This window comes from Caballeronia udeis, assembly GCF_001544555.2.
GTDB classification, from domain to species: domain Bacteria; phylum Pseudomonadota; class Gammaproteobacteria; order Burkholderiales; family Burkholderiaceae; genus Caballeronia; species Caballeronia udeis.
The window spans coordinates 1-12,325 of record NZ_FCOK02000136.1; the positions used below are offsets into that span (position 1 = coordinate 1).

The 12,325-nt window shown below is 58.8% G+C and carries 8 protein-coding genes and 4 pseudogenes; 9 read left to right on the forward strand and 3 right to left on the reverse strand.

Features of this window, described 5'->3' with window-relative positions; translation table 11 throughout:
* The first annotated feature begins 487 nt into the window (after window positions 1–487).
* The 9 genes and pseudogenes from AWB69_RS43845 to AWB69_RS48440 all read left to right on the forward strand — a co-directional run bounded on the left by AWB69_RS43845 (window position 488) and on the right by AWB69_RS48440 (window position 10,722).
* On the forward strand, window positions 488–1,519 hold the full coding sequence (locus tag AWB69_RS43845) for an acetamidase/formamidase family protein (RefSeq protein WP_062093010.1): 1,032 nt from the start codon (window positions 488–490) through the stop codon (window positions 1,517–1,519).
* A gap of 138 nt (window positions 1,520–1,657) precedes the next feature.
* Window positions 1,658–4,033, forward strand: a complete 2,376-nt coding sequence (locus AWB69_RS43850) for an acetamidase/formamidase family protein (RefSeq protein WP_062093011.1) — start codon at window positions 1,658–1,660, stop codon at window positions 4,031–4,033.
* Between the two features lie 139 nt (window positions 4,034–4,172).
* On the forward strand, window positions 4,173–5,075 hold the full coding sequence (locus AWB69_RS43855) for a polysaccharide deacetylase family protein (RefSeq protein ID WP_062093012.1): 903 nt from the start codon (window positions 4,173–4,175) through the stop codon (window positions 5,073–5,075).
* 76 nt (window positions 5,076–5,151) lie between these two features.
* A complete protein-coding gene (locus AWB69_RS43860; RefSeq protein WP_231937442.1) occupies window positions 5,152–6,003 on the forward strand; it encodes an ABC transporter substrate-binding protein in 852 nt (283 codons plus the stop codon).
* Window positions 6,004–6,062: 59 nt separating this feature from the next.
* Entirely contained in the window at window positions 6,063–7,766 is a 1,704-nt protein-coding gene (locus AWB69_RS50525) for an amino acid ABC transporter permease/ATP-binding protein (protein WP_062093014.1), read from the forward strand.
* A gap of 13 nt (window positions 7,767–7,779) precedes the next feature.
* Window positions 7,780–8,796 carry an alpha/beta fold hydrolase gene (locus AWB69_RS43870; RefSeq protein ID WP_062093015.1) on the forward strand — a complete coding sequence of 339 codons (1,017 nt, stop codon included), beginning with the start codon at window positions 7,780–7,782 and terminating at the stop codon, window positions 8,794–8,796.
* Between the two features lie 92 nt (window positions 8,797–8,888).
* Window positions 8,889–8,990: pseudogene (locus tag AWB69_RS50135) on the forward strand (IS6 family transposase); the annotation flags it as partial.
* Window positions 8,991–9,159: 169 nt separating this feature from the next.
* Window positions 9,160–10,440 carry an NtaA/DmoA family FMN-dependent monooxygenase gene (locus AWB69_RS43880; protein WP_197500481.1) on the forward strand — a complete coding sequence of 427 codons (1,281 nt, stop codon included), beginning with the start codon at window positions 9,160–9,162 and terminating at the stop codon, window positions 10,438–10,440.
* Between the two features lie 141 nt (window positions 10,441–10,581).
* Complete coding sequence (locus AWB69_RS48440) at window positions 10,582–10,722, forward strand: hypothetical protein (protein ID WP_156529199.1); 141 nt, start codon at window positions 10,582–10,584, stop codon at window positions 10,720–10,722.
* Here the strand turns inward: AWB69_RS48440 and AWB69_RS46680 are convergent.
* From AWB69_RS46680 to AWB69_RS48445, 3 pseudogenes are all read right to left on the reverse strand, one after another.
* Window positions 10,685–10,924 (reverse strand): annotated as a pseudogene (locus tag AWB69_RS46680) (IS6 family transposase); the annotation flags it as partial. The gene AWB69_RS48440 and the pseudogene AWB69_RS46680 sit on opposite strands and share 38 nt — an antisense overlap.
* A 46-nt stretch (window positions 10,925–10,970) precedes the next feature.
* A pseudogene (locus tag AWB69_RS43890) lies at window positions 10,971–11,717 on the reverse strand (IS6 family transposase).
* Between the two features lie 498 nt (window positions 11,718–12,215).
* Window positions 12,216–12,325: pseudogene (locus AWB69_RS48445) on the reverse strand (IS110 family transposase); the annotation flags it as partial.

Below are 12,325 nucleotides of genomic sequence, written 5' to 3' on the forward strand. Positions count from 1 at the left end.
TCAACTCGTCGTTACGCTCCTGGAGCCTTATTTGCAGCCAGATAATTATTAAACCTATTTACGGGATGTTGTACTAGGTCACAGCGTTTACAAGCTCGTCGAGTAAATCAGTGTTTCCCTAGCGCGCGTCGATTCGCGGCTGGATACTTTTCCTTTGTCGGTCGCTGCGTTTTCGTGGGCACTGCCCGTCCGCAATCAGATCCGGGTGTGGCGTGGTAACGGCGGCTCCTGGCCGCACCGTGCCTTTCAACGTTGTACTGGATCAGAAGTGAACGCTTTACCCCTAGCGAATAACAACATTTCTCCCGGCTCGTCAGGCGCTATCGTAGAAAAACGGCCATCCGCAGACAGCCAGCGGGTGCCAACGAGATTCGCCCACGCACAAGCTTTTGTACGCAGTCAATCAAGTGTTTTTATTCTGTCGCTCGTACGATTCGTCATCGGTCGCGTTGCACCGATCGCACACTCTTACGGAGCTTTAGAAAGCATGCTTCACGACTTGCCTGCCATCCAGAAAAATGTTCATTGGGGATATTTCGACGCGGCGCTAGCGCCTGCGCTGATCATCGAGAGCGGCGACTTCGTTCGCGCCGAAGCGATCACGCATCATGCAGGCGACGCCCCCGACCTCATGATGGATGACAAGGTGCGCGCGCTCTACGACACGATCCCCGAATCCGATCGCGAACCCGGCGTGCATCTGATGACGGGACCGGTCTTCGTGAAGGAAGCAAAGCCTGGCGACCTGCTCGAAGTGCGTTATCTGCAAATGATTCCGCGCTTCAACTACGGCTCGAATCTCGCGGCGCACTGGGGTCATCTGTTCACCGACTTCGAGAAAGAGCGCGTCACTATCTACGAACTCGATCAGGCTTCGAACACCGCTCACGCGCTCTATGCGTACGACTATCCTGGCAAATATCTCGTGCCGGGCAAGCGCTCGGAGATTCGCGACTGCTGCCGCGAACTCGCGCTCGAAGGCATTCGCGTGCCCGTGCGCCCCCATCTGGGTACAGCAGGTGTCGCGCCCGATGTGGCCGGTCGCGTGAGCACCGTGCCGCCGGGGGCGCATGGCGGCAATATCGATAACTGGCGTATCGGCGCGGGCTCGACCATGTATTACCCGGTCGCAGTGGACGGCGGGTTGTTCTCGATCGGCGACCCGCATGTATCGCAAGGCGATGGCGAGGTCAGCGGCACCGCGATCGAGGCGTCGCTCAATGTGATGTTCCAGATTGTGCTGCGGCGCGACTTCGCATTTCCTTCGCCGCTGCTGGAAACGCCGGACTTCTGGATCGTCCATGGCTTCGATGAAGACCTCGACATAGCGACGAAAAACGCTGCGCGCGATATGTTGTTGTTGCTCACCGAGCAGCAAGGCCTGTCGCGCGACGACGCGTATTCGCTAATGAGCATCGCCGCGGATTTCTCCGTGACCCAAGTCGTCGATGGCCGTCAGGGCATTCACTGCAAGATCCCCCGCAGCATTTTTCCTCCGAAGAAAAAGCCTCGCGCGTGAGTTGTACGTGAGCGCTATAACGGTGCGTCCACGCACCGTTATAGCGCGGCGCGGCAGCGTTAACGGCGGCGTTACCGATGGCACGGACATTGCCTTTGAATCACTCGACTGACGTTCGTCAGGGTCCGGGAGCCTGGGTTGGACTTACTGCATTTCACCACCGAGTCGTACGCTGAAGTCGATCGCCTGCGCGCATGGAGCGAGGCGCTCGAGCGGCATGGCCTGCGCTGCGGTGTGCTTCAGGCGGCCGCGCGCCCGTTACATGGAACCATCAAGTCGCGCAAGTCGAGCAGCGGCTTTGAGTTGATCGCGCTGTCCGCATTCGCGCAAACCATCGAGCTCAAGGTCGACGGCGCCGACAGTCTCGTGATCGTGCTGCATCTCGACGGCGGCGTGACGCTCGTCGCCGACGGCGTGCGCGCGCGGGTTGCGACCGGCGACATTATTTATGCGTCGTCGCGGGAGGAGGCGCGCCTGTCATTCACGTCCGACTTCCGCGCGTTTGTGATCCGCGTTCCCCGCGCCTCCATCAACGCACGCCTTCTTACGCCGTTCTCGCTGCGTGCCGGGCGTTTGCCGGGCGAGGCCGGCATCGGTCACGTGTTCTCCGGCTTTCTGCGCTCGATTGCTGAAAGCGTGGAGACATTGTCGCTCGATGAGCTGCGTCCCCTTGAACTTGCGCTCGCGGAATTCCTGATCGCGAGTCTTGCCGGTCACGACAAGCAAGGCAGCTACAGCGGCCTGACGCCATCTCAGGCCGCGATCTTTTCGCGCGTATGTCGAACCATCGAAGGCAATCTCGCTGACCCCGATCTCGGGCTGACATCGATAGCGAAAGAAGAGCGGGTCTCGCCGCGTTATCTGCAGAAGCTGTTTGAAGCGGTTGGACAGAATTTCTCGATCTACCTGCGCTCGCGCAGGCTGGAACGCTGCCGCGCGGAGCTGGTCAATCCGCTGTATGAAAAGGTTTCGATTGCCGATGTCTGCTTCCGCTGGGGTTTCAACGATCCCGCGTATTTCAGCCGCGTGTTCCGCGAGCAATATGGCGCATCGCCGCGCACCTTCCGCCATGAAGCAGGTCTTGAATTAGCGCGCCATCTCGTGCGGCGAATCTCGCGCGGCTTGCCTGTCAATGCCGGGAGTTTGCTCGCGCATGCACAGCTCGCCGAGCAGGGTGCGGTTTATGAATTTAGGGACGAGACCGGCTCTGCCGAGCAGCTTGAAGCGCCTTCGGTACAACCGCCGCGCGAGTCCGGCAAGCCGCGTCATCATCTGTTGCGTGCAACGGCCAACACGATTCACTGGGGTTACTTCAGTCACGATCTCAAGCCCGTGCTCGAAGTGAACAACGGCGATACGGTAACTATCGAAACGCTCACGCACCACGCGGCGGATGACTGGGAGCGCATGGTGCAAGGCGATCCTGGCGCGGAGAGCGTGTTCCACTGGACCGCCGATCGAAAGAACGTCAACCGCCGCGGCGCGGGCCCCATGGACGCGTCCATCTACGGACGTGGCGCGGGAGAAGGCTTCGGCGTGCATATCTGCACCGGACCGATTGCCGTGCGCGGCGCGGAACCCGGCGATGTGCTGGAAGTGCGTATCGTCGATATTCACCCGCGCGGTTGCGCCAATCCGAAATTCGCCGGTCGCGCGTTCGGCAGCAATGCCGCTGCGTGGTGGGGCTTTCACTATCGCGAATTATTGACCGAGCCGAAACCGCGCGAAGTCGTCACAATCTATGAACTCGACGCCGATGCCACCGCCGGCGAAACCGCCTGCGCGCGCGCCGTCTATAACTTCCGCTGGACACCTCAGCGCGATCCCTTTGGCGTGATGCATCCGACGATTGATTATCCCGGCGTGCCGGTCGACCATTCGACGGTCGTCGAGAATCACGACATCCTGAAGAACGTCAAGATCCCGGTGCGTCCGCATTTTGGCGTGGTCACCGTCGCGCCGCAGCAGGACGGTCTGATCGATTCAATTCCGCCGTCCACCTTCGGCGGCAATCTCGACAACTGGCGCGTGACGCGTGGCGCGAGCGTGTTCTTGCCAGTCGGGGTGCACGGCGCGCTACTTTCCATTGGCGACCCCCATGCATCGCAAGGAGACTCGGAACTGTGCGGCACCGCGATCGAGTGTTCGCTCACCGGTGACTTCCAACTGGTGGTTCATAAGAAAGAGACTCTCAGCGGCCAGCCGTTTGCGGACCTCACCTATCCGCTGGTCGAAACCGCCGACGAATGGGTTCTTCACGGCTTCAGTTATCCGAACTATCTGGCCGAGTTCGGCACGAGCGCGCAAAGCGCCGTGTATGAAAACTCGACCCTCGACCTCGCGATGCGCGACGCGTTCATCAAAACGCGGCGCTTCCTGATGACGACCAAGGGTCTCTCCGAAGATGAGGCGATCTCGCTGATCTCAGTCGCGGTCGACTTCGGCGTGACGCAGGTGGTGGACGGCAATTGGGGGGTGCATGCGATCATCCGGAAGGCGCTCTTCGACGCGTGAAGTAGCCAGCGGTGATCTTCAATGCGCGTGCGGACAAGAGTTTGTTCGCAGCAATCTAGATGCGGCTATTTTGGCATCCATACCATTGGTTCTGACGTGAACACAGGCGTACGCGCCGCTCGACAGGACTCACTGGACCATGGATTCTCCCGCATATCGCGCGCTGCCCGGCCCCGGGCGCTTTCAATATTCGCCGATCAACGACCGTCCTGTTTATCGTTGGCCTGACGGTTCTCGGCTCGCAGTCTATATCGGCTTCAACATCGAGCACTTTTCGTTCGGTGAAGGGCTGGGGCCGACTATCGGTCCGGTGATGCCCGAACCCGATGTGCTGAATCACGCATGGCGTGAGTATGCATTGCGCGTGGGCGCATGGCGCTGTCTCGATCTCTTCGATGAACTCGCGCTGCCGAGCGCGGCCATCATCAACACGGCGCTCTACGATCACTGCCCGGAGCTGGTCGCCGCGTTCGCTCAGCGCGGCGATGAACTCGTCGCGCACGGCCATACGAATTCGGAACGACAAGGAACGCTTACTGAAGACGACGAACGCGCGCTGATCGTGGCATGCCGCGAGCGAATTGAGGCGGAGAGCGCCCAGCAGCCCGCGGGCTGGCTATCGCCGTGGCTCTCGGAGAGTCATGTCACCAGCGATCTGGTAGCCGAAGCGGGTTACCAGTACACGCTCAACTGGTGTCATGACGATCAGCCCACGCGCCTGCATACGCGCAATGGCCAGCCGCTGTGGGCGATTCCGTATCCGGAAGAAGTCAACGATATCCCGATGATCCTTGCGCGCCAAATGGACGCGAAGTCGTTTGCGGATCTGGTAATCGATCACTTCGAGGAGATGCTGAGGCAATCGGAGCGTCAGCCGCTCGTGATGGGCGTCGCGCTGCATGCGTACCTGATGGGCCAGCCGCATCGCCTGTATCACCTGCGTCGCGCGCTCGAACACATTGCCCGCGCGCGCGACGAAGGCCGCATTTGCATCACGACGCCGGGTTCGATTGCAAGCCACATGGATTTTCTGGGTCGTTAGATCAATTCATTCTCGCTTCGCGGTACTGCCGCTTCCACTTTTATATCGTTAAACCTGAATAGGATTCGCCATGTTCATGTCAAAGACAATCAGGCTGCTGCTATGCGCAGTCACCGGCCTTCTCATCGCACAAGGCGCGTCAGCGCAATCGTGCGAACCGGCTAAGGTGGCGCAGAAATATCCATCCCTTGCGGGCAAGACCATCAAGATCGGCGTGGACCCGGAGTCGCCGCCGTATGCGTTTCGCGACAGCAAGGATTTCAACAAGATCATCGGCGCCGATGCCGACATGGCCCGCGCCGTGTTCGCCTGCGCGGGCGTGAAGACGGAATTCTTCACCGCCGGCTGGTCCGGCCTGCTGCCCGCACTGGGTGCCGGACAGATCGATGTGATGTGGGACTTGCTGTACTACACGCCTGAACGCGCGAAGCAGACGAGCTTCATCACGTATATGCAGGCCGGCACGGGTGGTCTGGTGGCAGCCGGCAACCCCAAGAAGATCGATGACATCTCCAAGCTCTGCGGACTCACGGTCACGGCAGGCGTCGGCACAGTCGAACTGACAATGGCGCAAGCGCAAGCCGCCAAATGCAAAGCAGAAAACAAGCCTGCGGTGACCATCATGCCGTCCGCCGATATCGCGTCCGGCGCGCGCCTCGTTGCAAGCCATCGCGCCGACGTAATCATGTACGACCTGGCGCTCGTCGATGGTCTCGCGAAACAGAACCCGCAGCTCTACACGCGCGGCTTCATGGTAACGAGCGGCATGAAGATCGGCGTGGGCGTGAAGAAAGGCAACGCCGATGTGATCGCCGCCGTATCCGACGGACTCAAGATCATGCAGGCCAATCAGACGCAGAAGAAGATCTTCCAGCAGTACGACGTCGATCCGTCGCTGGAAATGCCGGCCACCCTGCTTACTCAATAAAGACTGCCTTCGCGGCACACCGCGTGGTGTGCCGGTAGCGTCATGAATCAGGTTCGGAAATGAATGCATTGCGTATCCAACACAGAGTTGTCGGCGCCCTCGGCATGCTTGCCGTGCTCGCATTGCACCCGGCGATGGCCGCCGATCTCGCGGGCGTTCAAGTGATCGACGGTTTCAAGGAACTAGCTGGTTATGTCGGCTCGCCGTTCCTGCTCGGTGGTGCATGGATTGCGGTGAAGATCACGCTGCTTGCGATGTCGATCGGGTTAGTGCTTGGGCTCGGTCTTGCGTTGATGCGGCTGTCGCGGTTCAAGGCCTTGAACTCAGCGGCGTGGGGTTATATCTGGTTCGTGCGCGGCACGCCGCAGCTGCTGCAACTCGTGTTCATCTTCGACGCGCTGCCGCTGATCGGTTTGCGTTTTGATGAAATCACGACCGCGGTTATCGGCTTTGCATTAAACGAAGCGGCGTTCAGCGCTGAACTGTTTCGCGCCGGGATCTTGTCAGTGAACCGTTCGCAATCCACCGCGGCCGCCGCGCTGGGCATGGGACCGTTGCTGACGTTACGCCGCATCATCCTGCCGCAATCGATGCGCGCGGTGATCCCCGGCCTCGCCAACGATACCATCGGCATGTTGAAGCTGACGTCGATCGCGTCGGTGATCTTCGTCAACGAGCTGACGTTTCGCTCGCAACAGGTCGTCGGGCAGAACTTCAAGTTCTTTACCGTGTTCGGGGCGGCGGCGGTGATTTATCTGTTCCTGACGAGCGGGATCTCGTTGGTTCAGGTGTGGCTCGAACGCCTCTTTGATCACGAGCGCGACCGGAAGATTGCGTTCTCGTGGTTCGGACTGCGCGCATCGATCCGTGATGTGAAACCGGTGGGCGCGCTGGTTGTAGTACCGGTCGCCGTCAAAGAGCCGGACGCTAACGATCACGCATGGATCGGTACGCTGCTGCCTGCCGAAAGTCGCACGCCGCGACATTCCGATGAACCGTTTGTCGCTTGCAGGAACGTCTGGAAATCGTATGGCAAGCGCGAGATTTTGCGCGGCGTCGACCTGTCGATCGCGCATGGCGAAGTGGTCGTGATCCTGGGCCCGAGCGGCTCCGGCAAAAGCACGCTGCTTAGGCTCATCAACCATCTCGAACCGCTCGACTGGGGAACGATCAAGGTCGATTCGCAGTATGTGGGTTATCGCGAAGTACCGGGTGGCGGTGGCACCGTGCGGCCCCTGCACAACCTCGCACGTGCCCGCGCCGAAGCGCGCGTGGGCATGGTGTTCCAGCATTTCAATCTCTTCAGTCATTTGAGTGCGCTGGACAACATCGTTGAAGCGCAGCGGCAGGTCTATGCGGTGCCGCGCGCCGAAGCGGAAGCGCTTGGCCGAGAGCTGTTGAAAAGCGTGGGCCTGGCCGCGCATGCGGATTTTCTGCCGCATCGGTTATCGGGCGGGCAACAGCAGCGCGTGGCGATTGCACGTGCGCTCGCGATCAAACCCAAGTTGATGCTTTTCGACGAACCTACTTCGGCGCTCGATCCCGAACTCGTCGGCGAAGTGCTTGGCGTAATGCGCGCGCTGGCCGATGCCGGCATGACGATGATCGTGGTCACGCACGAGATCCGCTTTGCCCGCGATGTCGCGGACCGCGTCGTCTTCATGGATGGCGGTGAGGTGATCGAGCAAGGGACGCCAGAGCAGGTTATCGACAACCCGACCCACGAGCGCACCCGAAAATTTCTTAACGTCGTCGTAAATTGAATATGAGGCTCAAATGACGGACTTCGAAACTTTCGATCTCGGCCGCGTCGTGCTGCAGTCCGGCGCGACGCTGCCTGACATGCTGCTCAGCTACAAGACATATGGCCGGCTGAATGCAGCGCGCGACAACGCGATTGTCTATCCGACGTTTTATAGCGGCAGCCATGTCGACAATGAGTGGCTGATCGGCGAACAGATGGGCCTCGATCCGCGCGAGTACTTCATCATCGTGCCGAATATGTTTGGCAACGGTGTATCGAGTTCGCCGAACAACAATCCGCCACCTTATGATCGTGGCCGCTTTCCGCGTGTGACGCTGTATGACAACGTGGCGATGCAGTATCGCCTTGTGACCGAGAAGTTCGGCATCGAGTCGCTCAGGCTCGTCACTGGCTGGTCGATGGGCGCGATGCAGGCGTTCCATTGGGCTGCGATGTATCCGGAGATGGTCGAGCGCATTCTGCCGTTGTGCGGGGCAGCGCGGTGCTCGCGGCACAACTTTGTGTTTATCGAGGGGCTTAAGGCGCCATTGCTGCTGGATCCCGAGTTCAAGGAGGGTTTCTACGATGCCCCGCCGACGCGTGGAATGCGCGCCGCTGCGCGTGTGTTCGCCGGGTGGGGATTTTCGCAGGCGTTTCTGCGTCAACGGCTCGACATGGAAGCGATGGGGTATGGGTCGCTCGAGGACTTTATTACCCAGTTCTGGGAGGGCGATTTCTTGAAGAAGGACGCGAACAATATTCTGTCGATGATGTGGAGCTGGCAGAACGGTGATATCTCCGCGAATCCGCTTTATAAGGGAGATTTCGATCGGGCGTTGGGCAGTATCACTGCAAAGGCCATTGTGATGCCCGGACGCACGGATCTGTATTTTCCGCCGGAAGATGGCGAGTATGAGGTCTCGAAGATGCCCAACGCACAGTTGCGGCCTATCGAGTCGGTGTGGGGGCATTTTGCGGGCGGCCCTGTGGCCAATGCTGTCGATGTTAAGTTCATCGATAGTGCTGTGAGGGAAATTTTGGCTATGTAGTGGTCGGTTTTTTGCGCTCGGTGCTGCTTGCGCCAGGTTGCTTCCGCGTGGTCTGGCGCGAGTTGGATGTTGGATTTTCTTTGGCACCGGGTGCCGGCATCGAAGTAATGCATATGATCAGGAACGTGCAGATGAAAACCAGGAATGGAGCCCATCCGTCCGCTGCCGAGCAGTTTTATTCAATGCTCATGTGAGCAGTCCTTGTCATTTCGAGTCTGCTCATCAAGATGAGCTTTATCGCGACAGAACCCGCCAGTCTGCGGGCAAACACAAGGGTTCAGTCCTATCCAGGCACCTTTGCAGTAATTTACATATTGTGCGCAATAGAATGCCTATTGGCACCAAGGGGGAACTATGTTTCATTTGGGTTGGTTTGTTGCCAAAGGATATGCGGTACACGGGTGGCAGGAAGATTGGTGGGGCCAGGAATTCAAGGATTGGACAAGCCCGAGCCTCTATGCCGATCTCGCTCGCGCGCTCGATCGCGCGTGTTTCGATTTCGTGATGATCGAAGACGGCTCACTGATACCCGATGCCTATCAGGGCCGCATGGATGCCTACCTGCGCCATGCACTTTTCGCGCCCAAGGCGGACCCCATGCCGCTTGTCCCGATCTTGGCTCAAGCCACGAAAGGTCTGGGAATTATCGCGACCATGACGACCTCGTTTTATCCGCCGTATCTCGGCGCTCGCCTTGCGGCGACGCTCGATCACCTTAGCGGCGGCCGGGTTGGCATCAATCTCGTCACCGCCCACAATGATCGTGCCGCGCAAAATTTCGGCCTCGACAAGATTTACGAGCACGACAAGCGCTACGAAATTGCCGGCGAATGGGTCGAGGTCGTTGACAAGCTGTGGGCATCCTGGGAGCCACAGGCGATCGTCGCCGATCCGGAAAAGGGCATTTTTGCGGATGGCACCAAGGTGCACGCGATCGACCACGAAGGGCAATATTTCAAGGTTCGCGGCCCTCTCAACCTTCCTGCCGGTCCTCAGGGACGCCCTGTCATATGCCAGGCCGGCGGGTCTGCGGCCGGTAAGAAATTTGCCGCGAAACATGCTGATACGGTCATTGCTCTCGTGCGTACCGTTGAGGCGGCCCGTCAATATAAGGCCGACATCGGCGAGCTTCTTTCAGAAGCCGGCAGACCGCCGGGAGCGTGCAAGGTGTTGTTCTGCACGATGTTGTCGCTGGGTGAGACGCAGGAAGATGCCGAGGCTCGCAAGGCGAAGCGCAAAGCCAATCTCGAGGCCAATCTTGAGCAGCGCCTAGCCGCTCTGTCTTTCTTCACGCAGACGGACCTGTCGCAAGTGCCGCTCGACGAACCGGTCGCGCCCATCAAGTCCAACGCCTCGCGCACGATGACGGATGCCTATATGGCCCGGCAGACCACTTTGAGGGACATCGCAATGGACGATGAGGTCCAAGGCATCAATTTCGTCGGAACGGCCGACAAAATCGCCGGTGAAATGGCCGAAGCCATGGAGGAGATCGGTGGGGACGGGTTCCTCATTACGGAACCTCTCTCGCGCCGCTCGATAGCCGAAATTACCGACGGCCTCGTTCCGGCCCTTCAGAAACGCAATGCCGTCCGTTCGCGGTACGACCGGATGACGCTGCGAGGCCATTTGCAGGAGTTCTGACCGGCCGCACCCTCATTCAAGCGATTGGATAGCGGGCCTTGATCCAAGTTTGGCAATGCAGACGGTGGTTTTAATGGGATGGACCGATGCCTCGCTTTGGGAGGCACTGACGGACGTCAACCTGACGTGCGGAGGTTCATCATGGAAATCGATATTCTCGGCATCGATCTCGCCAAACAGCTCTTTCAGCGGCTGTGTCAACTTGCCGAAAGTGAGACGGCACGACGGCGAATACGATTGCTGGTCAGAAAGCAGTCGACGGATTTTGGGCGAGTTCAGTGAGTTCGCGCCATGCAACGAATCGGGCTGCGAGTTGTTTGCGATAGGGTGAAGCCTGCCGCAGATGCCGCTTGAGCGCGAAAAGTTGCCTGATCGGCCCGAAGCATGAGAGGGATTTCTGTGTGCGTTTAGGGTCGCGAAAGCCTCGCATGCGACGCTCGCGTTCGCGGGTCGGTTGATGACTGTTCTCCGCGCCGTTGTTCAGTCAGGCTGCTGCTTTGAGGGGCTCTGGTGCAAATAGGTGACCAGTTCTATGTTTTTCGGATAGTTAAGATATCTAATCGAGTCGACGGGATGGCATCCCACACAGGGGACGCAGCGGTGTCTTTGAGGCTTAGCTTCACGAGGTTGAATTGATCTTTGCGAATGCGATGCATCAACTCAATGCTTGCCAGAGTGATCGCGACGTTCCTGAAGCGTTTGAAGTCGAGCATGACGTTCGTTCTGGACTTGACGTTGCGGTGATCCTGCTCGATGAGATTATTCAAATACTTCGAGGTTTGGACCTTCGTATCCTCGGGCAGCAAGCGGTCGGCCTTCAACTCGCGCACGGTGCGGTGCGAGGCTGCATAGCCGTCGAGCGTGATCGTTTCCGAGACCTGGCCCTGATGCTTGATGGCCTTCCTCAAAAAAGGCTTTGGCCGCAGCCACGTCGTGCCTCGCGCTGAGCATGAAGATCACGGTCTGCCCTGTCCGATCCACCGCTCGACAAAGGTAGACTCACTTGCCGCGAATCGTCAGGTAGGTCACGGCGATACCCACGACTGTCCCCTAGGCGTGCCGAAACGGCGCCAGCGCTTGACGAACTCCGGCGTATAGCGCTTCACCCAACGCAGAATCGTCGTGTGAGCCAGCGACGAACCCCGCTCGGCCATCATCTCCACCAGATTGCGCGGGCTGAGCTTGTATCGCAGGTACCAGCGCACGTAAAGAATGATCACATCGTGTTCAAAATGACGTCCTGCGAACAGATTTTCCATACTCTTGAGCTTGCTCATCGTCGGCTCTCAAATCGGTCCGGCTGACACTTTAACTGAGTCGCCTTGGCAATTTGCACCAGATCCAAATTTTGGTCTTTGATCTTGTACGGATCGTGGGCTCCCACGACTTCTCATTAGGTGACGATTCGGTGGACCCTAACCAAGGTGGGCAAAGCCTTACTTCGGCCAATCGCGACATCCGGCCGACAACGCGCTCGCACCGATTTAGGCAGTATGACTTTATATGGACGCCTCCCTTTTTGCGAAGGTTTTTCGTGTGCATGACTCGATGGGGCGGTTGCTGCTTTATATCCGGCCTGTTGCAGCCAATCATTCGGCTGCGGGCCCCGATGAAATCCGCTGACTCCCACCTCATTTCCGTGTCGAGCTGAAGGCTCTTCGTCATACCCAGGTTTAGGGAGTCCCGGTCCGACCTATCTTGTCATTGCCCGCGATTGCCAACGCAACCTGTCGAGGTGCCTCCTGTGAGAACAGCTCCTTTGTAACGCATATTTTTTAAAGAGGTTTCGAGCTTACGTATGCGCTGCTGTACTGCCTGTCGTGGGCGAGAAGTGCCCAGATGGTTCTAGCGATCTTGTTCGCTAGCGCCACGATTACCACGTTGA